The organism is Bacteroidota bacterium, from assembly GCA_039111535.1.
Taxonomy (GTDB): domain Bacteria; phylum Bacteroidota; class Rhodothermia; order Rhodothermales; family JAHQVL01; genus JBCCIM01.
The window spans coordinates 14,393-30,712 of the sequence record JBCCIM010000057.1; the positions used below are offsets into that span (position 1 = coordinate 14,393).

Annotated in this window: 12 protein-coding genes; 6 read left to right on the forward strand and 6 right to left on the reverse strand. The window is 52.0% G+C overall.

All coding sequences use genetic code 11. The annotated features are described in order from the left end of the window. The first annotated feature begins 34 nt into the window (after window positions 1–34). From AAF564_11015 to AAF564_11040, 6 genes are read left to right on the forward strand one after another with little or no spacing between them, the layout of a single operon-like run. Window positions 35–637, forward strand: coding sequence for a cbb3-type cytochrome c oxidase N-terminal domain-containing protein (locus tag AAF564_11015; GenBank protein ID MEM8486071.1), 603 nt, complete (start codon window positions 35–37; stop codon window positions 635–637). After that, window positions 634–2,115 (forward strand): cytochrome c oxidase accessory protein CcoG, encoded by a 1,482-nt coding sequence (ccoG, locus tag AAF564_11020; GenBank protein ID MEM8486072.1) that lies wholly within the window; start codon window positions 634–636, stop codon window positions 2,113–2,115. Before AAF564_11015 ends, ccoG begins: the two co-directional genes overlap by 4 nt. Next, complete coding sequence (locus AAF564_11025; protein MEM8486073.1) at window positions 2,112–2,657, forward strand: FixH family protein; 546 nt, start codon at window positions 2,112–2,114, stop codon at window positions 2,655–2,657. Before ccoG ends, AAF564_11025 begins: the two co-directional genes overlap by 4 nt. A 3-nt stretch (window positions 2,658–2,660) precedes the next feature. Further along, on the forward strand, window positions 2,661–5,195 hold the full coding sequence (locus AAF564_11030) for a heavy metal translocating P-type ATPase metal-binding domain-containing protein (GenBank protein ID MEM8486074.1): 2,535 nt from the start codon (window positions 2,661–2,663) through the stop codon (window positions 5,193–5,195). Window positions 5,196–5,206: 11 nt separating this feature from the next. Next, window positions 5,207–5,359 carry a cbb3-type cytochrome oxidase assembly protein CcoS gene (gene ccoS, locus AAF564_11035; protein ID MEM8486075.1) on the forward strand — a complete coding sequence of 51 codons (153 nt, stop codon included), beginning with the start codon at window positions 5,207–5,209 and terminating at the stop codon, window positions 5,357–5,359. A 14-nt stretch (window positions 5,360–5,373) separates the two neighbouring features. Further along, window positions 5,374–6,102, forward strand: a complete 729-nt coding sequence (locus tag AAF564_11040) for a sulfite exporter TauE/SafE family protein (GenBank protein ID MEM8486076.1) — start codon at window positions 5,374–5,376, stop codon at window positions 6,100–6,102. A gap of 79 nt (window positions 6,103–6,181) precedes the next feature. Here the strand turns inward: AAF564_11040 and AAF564_11045 are convergent, their stop codons facing one another. From AAF564_11045 to AAF564_11070, 6 genes are all read right to left on the reverse strand, one after another. Further along, on the reverse strand, window positions 6,182–7,894 hold the full coding sequence (locus AAF564_11045; protein ID MEM8486077.1) for an amidohydrolase: 1,713 nt from the start codon (window positions 7,892–7,894) through the stop codon (window positions 6,182–6,184). Between the two features lie 83 nt (window positions 7,895–7,977). Continuing rightward, a complete protein-coding gene (locus AAF564_11050) occupies window positions 7,978–9,009 on the reverse strand; it encodes a glycerophosphodiester phosphodiesterase family protein (protein ID MEM8486078.1) in 1,032 nt (343 codons plus the stop codon). 166 nt (window positions 9,010–9,175) lie between these two features. Beyond that, window positions 9,176–10,594, reverse strand: coding sequence for a glycine--tRNA ligase (locus tag AAF564_11055; protein MEM8486079.1), 1,419 nt, complete (start codon window positions 10,592–10,594; stop codon window positions 9,176–9,178). Between the two features lie 197 nt (window positions 10,595–10,791). Then, a complete protein-coding gene (locus AAF564_11060; GenBank protein ID MEM8486080.1) occupies window positions 10,792–14,601 on the reverse strand; it encodes a CHAT domain-containing protein in 3,810 nt (1,269 codons plus the stop codon). 209 nt (window positions 14,602–14,810) lie between these two features. Further along, complete coding sequence (locus tag AAF564_11065; GenBank protein MEM8486081.1) at window positions 14,811–15,890, reverse strand: hypothetical protein; 1,080 nt, start codon at window positions 15,888–15,890, stop codon at window positions 14,811–14,813. A gap of 41 nt (window positions 15,891–15,931) precedes the next feature. After that, a complete protein-coding gene (locus tag AAF564_11070) occupies window positions 15,932–16,291 on the reverse strand; it encodes an OmpA family protein (protein ID MEM8486082.1) in 360 nt (119 codons plus the stop codon). Window positions 16,292–16,320 lie beyond the last annotated feature (29 nt).

Genomic DNA, 16,320 nt, shown 5'->3' on the forward strand with positions numbered 1-16,320 from the left:
TCAACTACAGACCCGTATTCAGATAGACAGCAACATGGAAAACACAGATCCACTTGAAAGCAATGCAGAAGACACGGTGATTAAAGGGCATCAATATGATGGCATTCAAGAATACGACAACCCCATGCCTGGCTGGTGGGTAGGGATTTTCATTGGTTCGTTTTTCTTCGCCATTTTCTACGTGGTCGGCATCCAGACAGGATATATCAACACCTATGAAAAAGACCTGGAAGCAAGCCTGGCAGATCTGGAAACCATCCGCACCACCTATGCCGCTGCGCAGCCGGCGTTCTCTGTAGATGAAGTCACGCTGGAGAATTATGCAAATGACGCAGCCAGAATTGAAGCCGGTGCAGCAAGTTTTGTAGCCCAATGTGCGGCATGTCATGGCGCCGACGGCCAGGGCCTCATAGGCCCCAATCTCACAGATGCCTACTGGATCAAGGGCGGAGAAAACACAGACATCTTCGCCATCATCACCGAGGGCAGTCTTGAAAAAGGGATGCCTCCATGGGAAGCCGTTTACTCCCCAGAACAACGTGCTGAACTGGTAGCATTTATCCGATCCATCGAAGGCACATCACCAGAAAACCCCAAGGCTGCTGAAGGCGAACTTTTTGAACGGAGCGCCTCATGAGCTACAATCGGTCATTTCTGATAGACGAACCAGAGATCCTCGACTCGCCAGAAGAGGTCATGGCAACCCTTGGCAAAGATGGCCGGCGCAAGTGGGTGTATCCCACGCTTAGTCTGGGCAAACATCACAAGCGCCGAAAACTGTTCGGCTGGGCCTTGATCGTGCTATTTGTAGCTTTGCCCATCATTCAAATCAACGGCAAACCGGCTGTCCTCATCGATTTTGTACACCGCGAGTTTGCGTTATTCGGGTTGCTGCTCTACCCCACCGACACCTTGCTGCTGTTGTTGTTGATGATATCAACCGTGCTTGGCGTGGGCTTGTTCACGGCGCTACTTGGCCGTGTTTGGTGTGGCTGGGCTTGCCCGCAAACCGTTTACCTGGAATTTGTATTCAGGCCCATTGAGAAATGGATTGAAGGCAAAGAACACATCCAGCGCAGGCGGGATGCCGGCCCATGGAATTGGGATAAAATATGGCGCAAAAGCCTCAAATTCCTGATCTACCTCGCCATCTCACTTGCCCTGGCGCACGTCTTCATTTCGTACTTCCTTGGCTGGAGCAACCTGATTGACTGGATACAGCGTCCACCACAGGAAAACTGGGGATTTTTTGTCATGATGGCCGGCACAACCGGCCTCATCCTGTACGATTTTGGTTATTTCAGGGAGCAGATGTGTACCATTGCCTGTCCGTATGCCCGTATGCAGTCTGTATTGCTCGACGAAGACTCAATGATCGTGTCTTACGACCCCAACCGTGGAGAGCCGCGCAAAAAACGTAGCAAGAAAATCATCGCAAAAGAGTTGGCTGGCGAAGTGCCGGCGCAAGGCGACTGCATCGATTGTTTTGCCTGTGTACGCACCTGCCCTACAGGTATCGACATTCGCGATGGGCTACAAATGGAGTGCATTGCCTGCGCGCAGTGCATCGATGCCTGTGATGTGATCATGGAAAAGATCGACAAACCCAAAGGGCTCATCCGGTACACTTCAGAAAACGAACTACTGGGCAAATCGACCCACAAAATACGGCCTCGCACACTGGTTTACTCCGCCCTCATGTTGAGCGTAGCAGTTGCACTGGTTGCCATGGTGTTCAGTCGCGGAGCTTTTGACATCAACGTGGGCCGGAGCGTGGGCGAACCCTTCACCGTACTGCCCGACGGACGAATCGCAAACAGGCTCAGGTTTCGGGTACGCAACCAGCAACAGCAAGCAACCGCTTTTTCCATTACCACAATACAGCCAGCTGATACAAAAGTACAGGTAATTGGCGCCAGTCCTGTTCAACTCGCGCCGGAAGAAATGAAACGCGTTGAAGCCTGGATTGTCATTCCTGCAGATGCATTCACGGGAGACTCCATCGAAGCAACGTTTGAGTTGCTTTTTGATAACGGCATGCGTGAAATGGTCCCTTTTACCCTGCTTGGTCCTTCAGCAGATGCGCCGGCTACACAAACCTCAGAGGCATCATGAAAACGAATAACACCAACCACGACCAGCAGAACACGTCGGACGCCCATACGGCCTTGATTCCTCCACACCTGGCCTGGCCGGGCGTTATCGTTTTGCTGCTTGTTATCGGCGTTGGTTCGAGCTTTGCCATTGTATTTGCAGCACGATCTGATGGCGGTGCACAAGTGGTAGAGAATTATTATGAGAAAGCGATTGTGTGGGACAGCACCTCCAGGTTAGTGCGAAGTAGCGAAGCTGCTGGATGGCAGGTCTCTCTTGCGTATGTCCCTTCCCACGTAAACAGCACTGCCGGCAACCTCGAAGTATTCATTGTGGACCGGGCAGGCCAACCCATCACAGGGCTCACAGCGCAGATCAAGACATTTCGGCCGCAACTTACCCAGGCAGTCAGTACGCTGGACTTGATACACGACACCTCCAGAGCCGGCACCTATCAACATACATTTCCAGGCGCTGTTGCAGGCCTATGGGACTTTGAAATCAATGCAAAACAAGACACGTTTCAATTTCGCAAAGTTGTCCGCAAAGAATTGATCTTTTAGCCAATGGACGTAGATACCCTGCATATTGAAGAGGACAGGCTGACCGCAGCCCCCCCCTGCCGACATTGCGGCCTGCCCGTTGGCTCCCACCCGGCAGGCCAGGGTCCACATTTCTGTTGTACCGGCTGTGAGTTGGTACATGAAGCCCTCCAACAAGCCGGCTATAGCAACACATTTTACCAACTCAGCAAGCTTACCGCTACGGATCAGCCCAGGCGTCCTGCAGCTGCCCGGCAGCATGATGTGCACCTGCTTGAGCTTGACACCCAGGCATTTCTCGATTCCCATACGCGTCCGGCCTCAGGCACCAGTCGGCACGTTACGCTGTTTCTCGACGGGGTACATTGCGCTGCTTGCGTATGGCTTGTAGAACGGTTACCAGCTGAGGTGGGCGGCGTCAACAGCGCGCGGCTTGACCTTTCGCGTGGCCATTTAACCATACAATTTGAGCCAGACCAGGTGCAGCTTTCCCATGTTGCCCAATGGCTGGCACAGTTTGGTTACCAGGCCTATCCGGTCCATCAACGCCAGCGAAACGATAAAACGCGGGCAGAACGCCGGCTACTTATCAAAACGGGTGTGGCCTGGGCGCTGGCAGGGAATGTCATGTTGTTTGCATTTGCCATGTATGCCGGCCTCGATCTCTCCGGAAGTGGCGACGCAAGCAATATTGCCCTGGCAACCGGCGCGCGCTGGGCAAGCCTGGTCCTGGCGCTCGTCTCGGTTGTTTATGGAGGCAGCGAGTTTTTCCAAAATGCCTGGTCTTCCCTACGTCTCGCAATCCGCCATAGCAATGCGCGGGGCCTGCATATGGACACGCCTATTTCCCTCGGCATACTCGTTGGATTTGGGTACGGTGCGTGGGCTACAGTGAGCGGGCACGGCGAGGTATGGTTTGACTCAATTACTACCCTGATTGCAGCTTTGCTTACCGCACGATGGCTCCAACTCAGAAGTTACCGCCTTGCAGGAGATGCAACAGACCGGTTGCTCAATTTCATCCCAACCATGGCACGCCTGACCCAGGCACAACCAGCCTACACGAAATCCGAAAAACTAGTCAAAGTAGACACGCTGCGTCCAGATGATGTAATTGCTGTACCTGCAGGTGAGGTTTTCCCCGTGGATGGGGTTGTGATTGCCGGCCAGTCCATCATTGACAAGTCGGTATTGACGGGAGAAAGCCGGCCAGAAGAATTGGCTGCAGGCATGTGGGTAGAGGCCGGCACCAGCAACCTTCAAAGCCCCGTGAAAGTCAGGGTTGTAACAACGGGCGAATCGACCCGCGTAGGCCGGCTACTATCGTGGGTGGGTCAACATGCCTCGAAACGCGCACCGGTTGTGATGCTGGCGGATCGACTCAGTGGCTATTTTGTCGCTGTGCTGCTACTGCTGACCATCGGTACGTCCATTGGCTGGTATATGATTGATCCCGGACAAGTGGCCGCGCGTGTTGTTGCGCTGCTTGTTATTTCTTGCCCTTGTGCACTTGGGATGGCAACACCGCTTGCCATGGTCATTGCCGCCGGCCGAGCTGCACGCCTTGGCATTTTCATAAAAAGCAGTGAAGCCGTACAGGTGCTTGAATCAGTAGATGCCGTAGTTATCGATAAAACAGGTACCCTCACAGAAGGACGCATGGCTGTTGTTGAAACAGCTGGTAGCCATGCCGCCATTCAACTCGCGGCACAGCTTGAGCAACATAGCAATCACCCCATCGCGCAAGCGATTCTCAGGAAAGCCACCCGCAATGGTTTATGCTCCATTGACGAACAAAACCCTATTGCGATACAAATCACACCGGGTTGCGGCATAACAGGTAATATTGATGGGCAGCATGTGCGGATCGGAAAACCAGGCTGGGTATCTGGCGATGCAACGCCTGATAAACGTCTGGAAGAAAAACTCAGCGACTACGCGCGCGCAGGGCACACGCCGGTAGCCATCAGCGTGGATAAAAAGCTGGCTGCAGTGCTTGCCCTTGGAGACAGAATCAGGATCGATGCACCGGCACTGGTGGAGTGTCTCGTCAAAAACGGAAAACAGGTTTATTTGTTATCCGGCGATGATCCTTCTGTGGTGCGTCAATTTGCAAATACGCTCAATATCGCCGCGTCACACGCGTTGGGAGGTATCACACCTGAAGGCAAAAAATCTTTCATCGCAGCCTTGCAAAAAGAAGGACACGTGGTAGCCATGGTCGGTGATGGGGTGAATGATGCAGCAGCCTTGCAGATTGCCGATGCCGGCATTACTGTTGAAGGCGGTACAACACCAAGCCAGGTAGCTGCTGATGTGTTCTTAACCCGTGAAGGATTGCTACCCGTTGTAGAAACGTTTCTTGGCGCAACCCGGGTGATGGGGGTTGTTAGAAAAAATCTTGCTTTCTCGCTGGTCTACAACATCCTTGGTGCTTCTGCTGCAATTGTCGGGTTGGTCACACCCTTCATTGCTGCACTTGCGATGCCGGCAAGCTCCCTGGTGGTGGTGCTTGGCTCTGTTTTGCAACGCCCATTTCGGTCAAACAGCAAACCTTAACCCATTCAGCGATGAACGTACTCTACTTCCTTGTTCCTCTTGCATTGCTGCTGGCAGGCATTGGTGTGGCAGCGTTTAGCTGGGCCGTTCGCTCCGGTCAGTTTGACGACACGGAAACGCCGGCCATTCGTATTTTTTTAGAAGATGATTCCAGCAATCTCTAACCAGGTACCAAAGCATGCAGCACCTGCTTTTATCCGCATTACTTCTTGCTGTGCTTGGTAGCGTCCACTGTATCGGGATGTGCGGCGGATTTGCCCTCACGCTTGTCCACACAGCCAAATCTCGAAGCACCTTCTTCCGACGCCAATTCCTGTATCATCTGGGCAAAACTACGAGTTACATGATCCTTGGGCTTGTAGCAGGCGCACTGGGTGGCGCGATCGGTGCATTGTTTGGCGGTGCTCAACGCATCATAAGCATTTTGCTTGGCCTTGCATTGGTCTGGGTTGGATTCGGGTTACTGGGCCTCCTCAAAAAATTTGAACCCACGCTTGCTCACTGGAGACGCCTGACACGAAAAATGGGGCGCTTACTACAGGCGGGCACAAAGCAGGACGTATTTTTCCTTGGTATGCTGAACGGCGTCTTGCCTTGTGGCATGGTTTATGGCGGCCTGGCATTGGCTACAGCATCTGGATCCGCGCTTGGTGGGGCAGCTGTGATGGGCGTGTTTGGTATGGCAACCATACCTGCCCTGTTCTCGCTTGCCTCAATGGGTTCGTTGATGCGGCCTGCGTGGCGGAGCCGGCTCAACGTCGCCAACGGAATTATCGTCGTCCTGCTGGGGCTGCTTACCGTTTTTCGCGGCGTCACTACCCTGCATGCCCACTCTGACGCCCATGCAACTGAACACATGAGTTCTACACAGGAAAGCAGTCCGGCTCAAGGGGTACACAATCATTGACGAAAAAGCTGTGACATAAAAAGCAGTGATCATGGCATACGCTACCAGCATCACTGCCTTTTCAAAGCGTCAAAAATGCTTATTCCGAAGCGTTACTGTAAGCTACTTCGCCGCCAACAATGGTATAAACCACTTCTGTATCCAGGATTTCTTCTTCGGGAATATCCAGGATGTCCTTCGACAGGACCGTGATGTCAGCCAACTTACCCACTTCGAGAGTGCCTTTGATGTCTTCCTCAAACGCAGCATACGCATTGTTTATGGTATACGACTTCAACGCCTGTAACCGCGACAATCGTTGATCTTCGTAAAACACCGAACCATCTTTAAGCCGCCGGCTTACGGTTGCATAGTAGCTTTCGAGCGCACTGATTCCTTCAACGGGAGCATCGGTACCATTTGTGACCACAACGCCGGCATTCCATAAATCTTGCCATACGTAGGCGCCTTCTTCAGCGCGCTTCTCGCCCAAACGCTTGAGTACCCATGGGCCATCAGAAGTGGCATGTACGCCTTGCATAGAAGCTATGACACCGAGTTCAGCCATGCGCGGCACATCATCCGGGTGTAGGTGTTGGGCGTGTTCGATACGCCACCGCAGGTCGGATTTATCAGGATGCGCAGCAAACAGGTCTGCATAGATATCAAGCACCTCTTTGTTCGCGCGGTCGCCAATGGCGTGGATGTTCATCTGGAATCCGTTCTCCAGTGCTATTTCCGAGGTTCTCACCAACTCTTCTACTGGATGGAGATTCAGGCCAGCGCTTTCGGGCATGTCTTCATAGGGTGCCAGCAGCCACGCTCCGTGGGGGCCCAACGCGCCATCGATGGCATGTTTGATAGACCGCACATTCAAACGATGGTCACCATAGTCTGGCAAGTAGTAATCGCTGATGCGTTCGAGTGACTCAAAGCTTTCGCCACGGATCATGATGTAAAGCCGAATCGGAAGCGCGCCTTCATCGACCAACCCTTTAAGAAAGTCAATGTCTTCAAAACTGGCGCCGGCATCCTGGAAACTTGTAATGCCGGCTGCAAGCGATACTTCAGAAGCAAGCTTGACCATTTCTCGGGCGTCCGCTTCGATTTGCTCAGGCGTCCGCTGATCGAGGTAGGCCTGGTATGCATTTGAAACCAAATTTTGCGCCTTTTCCCGAAGTAGCCCAGTCGGATCCCCAACGACATCATGGACAATTTCGCCACCCGGTGGGTTCGGCGTCTCTGAACTAACACGTCCAAGTTGCAAAGCCAGGGCATTGGCAAACGCTGCATGTCCGCTTGCATGCCGCAGCAATACCGGATTGTCTGGTGAAATGGCACTAAGGGCATGATGTGTAGGCACACCATCAATGACACCTTCAGGAATGGTATCCCATTTTTCCTGGTGCCATCCCCGGCCCGTGATCCACTCACCCGGTTCTGCTTCCGCAACGGCTGCCTCGACCATATCTACAATTTCCTGCCATGATGATGTGCCAGCCAACCCAAGAATCATCTGCGCGTTGCCAAGTCCGAGGAAGTGCGCATGTCCTTCGATAAATCCTGGAATAGCAAGATTGCCTTCAAGGTCAATAACTTCGGTCTCAGGCCCGCGCAATGCCTCTATCGCTTCTACACTGCCCAATGCCATAATGGTGTCACTCTTTACAGCAAGTGCTGCCGCCTCTGGCATCGCTTCATCGACTGTGACAATTTTCCCGTTGATGAGAATCAGGTCAGCAGAATTGTTGGATGGTCCACAGCCAATAAGACATAGACACAGGCCTATACCGTAAATAGCACGCGTATTCATTGCAGGTCATTCTATTTAGATGGGTAGGAAACTTGAATATAGCGCTTCCTGCAATAGTTTAGCAGCCCATTGCTGTCGAATTGTTATTTATCTGCCAACGCAGTGCTGATGAGATCGATACGATCTGTCCAAATACCGCCGGCATAGTCTGTGGGTAATTGCTTCAATGCATCGACGTCATCAAAGCCTTGTGAAAACCCACCACCGTCATATGGCCCTATCAATGCTATATCGGTGCCAACATTGTGCATTCGCCGGGCAAACCGATGCGGCCATCCCCACATCCAGGGCGCAACATTTGCCGGCAGCAACAACATGCTTTGCCGGCAAGCGGCTGGCACGTACCCCGTCCATCCTAACGCAAAATACTTGATAACACATGCTTTTAGCTGCGACCGCGTAACTGCGCGCAGGTCCGGGTGTTGTACTTGAACAGCAGCAACTGCTAGAGGTCCGCCCGTCAGTATCAACTCTCCTTGATAGCTTGCTTCCAGCGCTGCTATGCGTTTTGCAAGCAACTTGCCTTCTTCAGGATCATTGCTTTTGATGTCGATGACAAAATTATTCACTGGAAAGGTAGTGAGTACCTCTGTCATAGACGGCATCATGCCCTGCGCTTTGCCTCTGAAAGGCCAGGTTTCACCACCGTCAGCTGTATAGCCAAAGCCAATATCCAACTGCCGTAATGCGGTCATGGTTTGCTCACGGGTTACCCCCGTTCCGTCTGTGCGGCAATCGGTTGTCCAGTCGTGGAATACAGCAAAACTATCGTCTACGGTGCGATGTATATCAAATTCAACATAGGCAGCGCTGTACCCGAACGCTGCACGCATCGCTGGCAAAGTATTTTCGAGATAGGCGTGTCCCGCCGGAACCATGCTTGCAGCTGTACAAGAAGTAGCCGTAAGCCCTGTGCGATCAAACGCTTGTCCGAGTGCACGGTGTGCGAGCAAGAACGGCTCTTCTGCCAGCGGACGCGCCAAAAAAGAAGCGTTATACAGGTACAGTACCAGGCAAGCACCTAGTACGGCACCCCACTGCAGCCAACGAAAACTTTTGGCTTTCCCAGATTGCCGGCCTGACAAATGTTTGTCGCGCACGCGTACTTCTTTCATGAATCCGAATGGATATTGAATAGCCTAACCATTGGATGTGCTATATGCCTCAGTTACAGCATTTTGCAAGCACAGCATTGCCATACGAAGGCTACGACAAAAAGGTTAGCCCCTGGGTTGTTCGACCAGTCATCCGACAAGAGATCAATCCTGATGTACCAGCCTGTTACAACCGGTCAATCAGGTAAGACTTCACGTTGTCTTTCGGAATCCGAACCTGCTCCATGGAGTCGCGCTCACGGATGGTTACGGAGCCGTCAGCAACGGTATCGCCATCAATGGTGATGCAGAATGGCGTACCAATTTCGTCCATACGACGATACCGCCGGCCGATGGCGCCTTTCTCATCATAAAATGTATTGAAATGCTGCTGGACATCTTTTTCGATCGCGCGGGCCACTTCAGGCATGCCGTCTTTTTTCACGAGTGGAAGAATTGCCGCTTTGATCGGTGCAATACGTGGGTGGAATTTCAGTACCGTCCGTTTGTCTCCGTTGACTTCCTCTTCGCAGTATGCTTCGCTGAGCAACATCAGAATGGTGCGGTCGAGGCCTACAGACGTTTCGATTACATAGGGTACAAATCGCTCCTGCGTTTGCGGGTGGAAGTATTCCATTTTTTTACCGGAAAACTCCTGGTGCCGGCCCAGGTCATAATCCGTGCGTGAATGGATACCTTCAACTTCCTGCCAGCCAATAGGATAGTTGTACTGGATATCTACGGCTGCGTCGGCGTAATGCGCCAGTTTTTCGTGCTCATGGTAGCGCAAATTCTCCGCGGCGATTCCATTATCAAGATGCCACTGCATTCGCCGTTCTTTCCACTCCCGGTACGCGTCCATCTGCGTGCCTGGCTTCACGAAGTACTGCATTTCCATTTGCTCAAACTCGCGCATACGGAAAATGAACTGGCGCGCTACAATTTCATTTCTGAACGCCTTACCTATTTGCGCAATACCAAAAGGTACCTGCAAACGCGACGTTTCACGCACGCTGTGGAAGTTCACAAAAATCCCCTGCGCTGTTTCCGGACGCAAGTAGATTTTGCTATCTGAATCAGCAACAGGACCCACATGGGTGGAAAACATCAGATTGAATTGGCGAACATCCGTCCAGTCAAATGCACCTGAATCCGGTGACCTGATTTCTTCCTCCATGATCAGATCATACAGTGCTTTGGGCATGTCTTCAGCATTCAGCGCATCAACCAGCTTCTGATACACGGCATCCGCACGATCCGTTTTTTTCTTTTTGCGAAGCCGTGCAATGTGACCTTCAATAAGTTGGTCTGCCCGGTAACGCATTTTCGATTGTTTATCATCGATCAACGGATCGCTGAAAGCATCAACATGGCCGGAAGCTTTCCAGGTGGTCGGATGCATCAAAATGGCTGCATCAATCCCTACGATGTTATCGTTGTGATAAACCATGGTACGCCACCAGCTGTCGCGTACGTTCTTTTTCAGTTCTACCCCTAAAGGACCGTAATCGTACGTAGCACTCAACCCTCCATAAATATCCGAAGAAGGGAAAATAAAGCCTCTACGTTTGCTCAACGATACGAGTTTTTCAAAAAGGTCACTCATGATATGGGATAGTGAAATCAGTTAAAAATGCGAAGCCCATACAACAAGGGTGAGCGGCCACAGGTTTCAGGCCAGGAAGGGGGATTTTAGAATGCTGAATGTCGATTTCCGAATGTCGAATGTTGGTTGCCGGATGGCAAGGGCTCGCGGAATTCTCCATCCATACCCGGCAGAGAAACTCCGAGTACCACCAAACCCTACGGCAGAATAAAATCAGGCGGACCATAATGCTGGTATGCAGCCCAGAGGGCGCGGTATTGGGCATGCCGGCTGAGTTTCTTCCTCGCCTCATGAATCGATTCTCCAATCGAAGCACCGCCAAGGAAAGTCTCGTAGAACCGCTCAGCAAAAAGAATGGCACCTTTATCATCAACTTCCCACGCGGTGCCTATGTAGTTACGCACACCGAGTTTGAGCACTTCGTCGGCTAAACTGGGCAACAGGCCGGCTTCACCAAAAGGTTTTCCGATGGCTTTTTGCCTCGCCGCAATGTTATCAGCACCCTGTTCAGCCATCATGCCCTGCGTCACGCCTGAAGTGCGGCCGGAGAGGCATGCATTTGCAAAGATGAGCGCCGGTGCATCACTGAGCCGCTGTATTTCACCCGCCGTAAGCAGACCACTTGTAAACAACCAGCCTGTTTTGCTCGGATCATCGCGGTCGTAATCACCGTGGCCGGCGTAGTGCACGATGGTGTATTTACCTTCAAACAACTTTTCCAGTACGTCAAGCCGGTTTGCAGGCGCATATTTGCCCAGGCCGTCTCGCGCAGCATCAGGCGCACCGATAAAGGTATCTACATCAAAGCCATGGTTCGCCAACAAGTCGCTTACGAGGATGGCTTCTTCTTCAGCAAATTCCAGTGAACCGTCTGGGTTGCCGATGACCAGCGCACGTCGTTCCCGGTCGGAACGGGCCGTGGGAATGTTGCTGTAGGTGGTGCGCAACTGCCGGCTGACCGGAAGCGTCAGCGCAACCGCGCCGGCTTGTTCTCGCCCAGGAAACACGAGCATCTCCCAGTGGATCGGTGCCGTATTTCGATCAACCTCAAACACGAGGGAGGCGCTGGATGTCAGCAGTTCTTCAAATTCTCCAGGAATCAAGAGTTGGTGCAGTACTTTGCCGTGGCGTAGCGCTTTCTCCTTATCCGGATCAGTCATGCGCTCAATCAGTTCATGCACCAGCTTCACGTCTACTTTGATCTCCCGTTCCGGTACCGCTGAACTGGCTGTCAAGCCCGCAATTCGATAGACATCATTCTCCAAACGAATAGAAAGCCGGTTTGGAATGGCTGCCTTGTTGTCGCTTGCTGCAAAAAGCTTAACCGAAATGGTTCGCGACAATCCTTGTTCAGACAAAAGTGAGCGGCTTGTAGTGTGGATCCGCTGTTTGAGTTCTTTTTCATCAACCGTCGGATCGAGGTTGGTCATTTCCATATTGCGCGCCAGTTCGCCGGCGGCATATTCCAGATTTTCCCACGCGTCTTTCAACCGCGGCATCAACTCCCTTTTCTTCACACTTTTAATGCCACTATTCGACAGATAGGCATCCAGCAATTCTCTCCGCTTCTTTGAGCTACGCGATTTGAACGTCTGCAACATCGACCCGATAATCAACGAAAGGGCATGCTCTTCGCTCACCCGCCCTGTGCCTTTTGACTGTACCTCCTCCTCTATCTCCAATGTCAGGTCGAGATCATCCTGGCGATTGATCAACAACAGGCTATCCAGAATCTCTTGTGCTTTCAGCTTGTCATACTCTACAATCCTAACTTCACGAATACGGTTTTCGCCATCGTGAAACGCAGCCATTGCATCTGCATATCCATTGAGTTGTCCGCGGAGTGCGCGGCGGGTATCCAGTGAACCAACACCTGAACCGATGAGCACAGTACACAATACATTGAGCCCCGGCAATGTATTCAGTTTCCAAACCAGTTGTCGGTAAAGCAATTGCAGATTCTGCTCGCTGAAGTCGCCATTAAAAAAGCCCATCCCGCAAATTGCCGCAAACCGTTGTGTGCCATCGCCCCAGGGAAACAAGTCAATTTGACCAACATCACCTTGTAACAGTCCTTGTTGTGTCAGACTGGTAAGAACAAGTTTCTTTTTACGCTCTTCCCATGGCAGCCCCCAACTCACTTGTGAAATGTGATGGTCAACAGCCAGTTCAGCGCTTTGTGGCTCTACGCCACGGTAATGGCCGACGGCGTATACGTCGCCCTCTGCTTCTGTGATATCATCCCAGTGAACAGAAATTTTCAAGGTCGGACGCACCAGGTCTCGGACAGGTACAGCAACTTGTACGTGTGGTTGCTCCGCCGGCGTTTGTACTGCTGTTTCTATAACGTTGTAAGAAACGATTTCATTGTCAGCGATCACCACGGGTGCTGCAGATCGTTGGGCATGATCAGCAGGGGTGGTCAACCTGCCTGGCAAATCCAGCCAGCCATGCAAGGCGCGGGCCGTGGCCGGCTGGGTGAAATAGACCGTGTGATACACCTGTCCGTTTTGCCCAAATGCCTGTACTTCTTTAAGAAGCCCATCTGTCTGTGGGTCAATGCGGGTCATAGACGGGGTGTCTACAACTAGATCATTAGGCGTATCACCGAGGAGCCGTTCAACCACACGACCTCCGAGCGAGAGGGCAATACGTTTGGGCAAACCCGGACTTGGCCCATCGCCAATCGCATCAATGTCAAAATCAGAAGTTATGGCATAATAAGAGACATCTTCAGGCCCTGGTTGACCGGGCTGGGTTTCGTTGATCTCGGTCACAAACGGGCCATCAGGCTCCATTGCTGAAAGGCCCGGGATTTTTGCGTCAGATACAGATACTGTCGCCAGGTACTTGGCAAATGCCCCAAGGCCACGAATCATGCCTGTAAAAACAAAACCGCCAACGCCGGCGCCCGATAAAAAGCTCACAACACGGGATGAGCCCGCAGCCAGATTCGTATAAAAATCTATAAACTGATGCCAGTTCTCAGGCTTCGCCAGTTCCGTGCCCGCATTGGTCGCGCCGACAAAAATAGCCCGTTTAATACTTGCTGCCCAAGCATCATCCGGCAATTCTTTTTCAACAAGGCTCCGCAACACCAATCCGCCACGACTATACCCGATGGCATCTATGACAGGTGGAAAATCAGGTGACCAGGGTGCCGTTTTGAGCCACTTCAACAATTCCCACGCGTTTTCACTTGGCGTTTCACTCAAGGTGTAATGATCAAATCCAAGGACCAGATCATAGGCTTCAAATGCCTTTTCAAGAAACTGCTGGCCTTCTGGAATTTCGCAAAGTCCCCCATAACTTCCCACGGTGCTACTGAATGTACCGTGGATAAACAGTAAGACTTTGGGGGTCCGATTTGCAGGTATCGTCAACGCTTCGAGGCTCTGCAGTGGCTCCCACGCCTCAGGGTCGTGCGCCCCTTCGCTGACGTTCATATTGATGACACATTGGTCAACCTTTTTTTCAAGCCGCTTCATCGTCAGCGCAACGCCCGGTGCAGCATCCTTGATACGGATGATATGGGCCTTCGCTTTTTTAGCAAGCGACTTTAGCTTGTCACCCAGGCCACGGCGTTTGCCTACGGTATGCGTGTAGCCCGCGAGTTCAATTTCAAATACATGCAAGTTGGAAGCGGCGATGCTTCGCTTTGAGTTGCGCGTTGATTCCGCCGCCGGCTTTGCAAAAACCCAGCGATAAACCCCATCTTCTTCAACCAGTACCACTGCACGCTCATCTGCTGGTGTATCAACAGAGATTTTGACTCGGGTGTCTTCGTTACCAGCGCTCCGCTTTTTGTAGTCGCGCTGGCGGTTCAGTACAAACGACTTTTCTACATGCAAGTCGTGCTCGGCAGCAAGCGCAGCCAGAAACATGTCGTCATTTGGTGTCTCACCTGATTGCCCTCTTTTTTTGCTACCTGAGGCCAGGACCGCTTCCGAAGCCTCGTAAGCACCTGGGACTTCAATTGTAACATCAAACTGGTTGCGCTTCGCCATTGCCCGCTTTTTGTCGTGATTTGATTACAGAGATGCATTGTCTGTTTACTGCATAAAAACATGCGGTAAAAAGTATATCGCATCTTTTTAGTAAATCAAACAGTCAATCGCTGATTATTGCGGCAAAATGGGATATAAAACGACAAAGGGAGTCCGCAGACTCCCTTTGTGTTGTAAACATAATGATAGCGTAAGAAACGCATGCTGTTTTATGCCGGCTCTTTTGCCGCTGTTGGCTCGAGCTTAAGAGTACGCGCCTGAAGCACCCAGTTGTCGCGTTCAATGCGGCCTTTAAAGACTTCCAACATATCATCGACTTCCGTCACATCTTTACCACTCCAGGAAGCTACCTGCCAGAAGTAGAATACACCGATGCCGTTCAGCAGCCGCTCCAGCTTCGGACCCACGCCTGATATTTTCTTCAAGTCATCCTTCTTGCCGAAAGAAGCAGACTTCATCAACCGAGGCCCTGTCTTGGGTACTTCAACACGTACCGGAGCAGGTGCTGGCTTTGCCGCCAATTTATCCAACCGCAATTCAATCTCGCGGAGGCGTGATTCAACAGGAGAAAGGTTTACAGGTCCAGGAATGCGCAACTGGCGTAAAGCCGTCTCAACACCAGAAATTCTGGTATTCACAGGATTCAGATCTACGCGCTGTTGTCCATTTGATGACGCCATCTGACGAATACTCGCTTCCAGGGCACCAATTTTCTGATTGACAGGCGTGAGATCTACGCGCTGCGGCTGTGCAGGGGCAGGAAGGTTGCGAATCAGCTGCTCAAGCCGGCTAATCCGATCATTGACCGGCCCAAGGTCTACGCCATTTCCAGCTTCAACCATCGATTCCAATTTGACAAACCGGCTATAGAGCGGTGCAAAGTCAACCTGCTCTGCTTTTTCCGGTTTTGGCATCCCCTTGATCAGCGCTTCTATAGCACCTACCCGCTCCTCTACTGGCGCGAGATCCACATGCTGAGGTTTCGGGAGTTGCCCAAGCATCGTCCCGACCTGGTCAAGTTTACCATTTACGCCCGACAGGTCAACTGAAGCAGGTGCCGGGATGGCATCTACTTTATGCTCAACACTATCGACACGCTGACCGAGACTATTGAGTCCTTTCCATAGCTTGTCCCAATTCCCTTCACCGCGGTCAAGGCGAGAAAACAGTTTTTCGTAAGATGAGGTAACATCAACAAAGCGCCGGCGCGTCCACCATCTTCCCAATAAAAATCCAAGCAGCGCAGCCCCGAGAAAAAGGAGGGCATATTTAGCAATTAAATACATCATGATAATTTCTCTCTAGATAAATAATACAGGTGGATGGGCTGCTAGTTAAAGTCAGCCACGCGAATTTCAATGCGGCGGTTCTGAGCACGTCCAACGCTGGTGCTATTGGAAGCAAGCGGACGAGATTCGCCAAAACCACTGGCGGTCAGGCGGCCTGGCGGCACCTTCAGATCGATAAGCGCTTCGAGCACGGACTGCGCGCGGCGTTGACTGAGGTCACGGTTCATGGCCGCATCGCCGACATCATCTGTATGGCCTTCAATGAGCAGCTCGCCAGGGCATGAACGTGCCATCTCGGCGAGTTGCGTAAGCAGTGGCCGGCTTGCTGCCTGGATCACTGCACTGCCCGTCTGTAATCGGATCATTGAAGGCCATACAGATGATGTCGGCGATGCGGCCATGAACCGTGACCTCAGTCAACGCCGCGCGC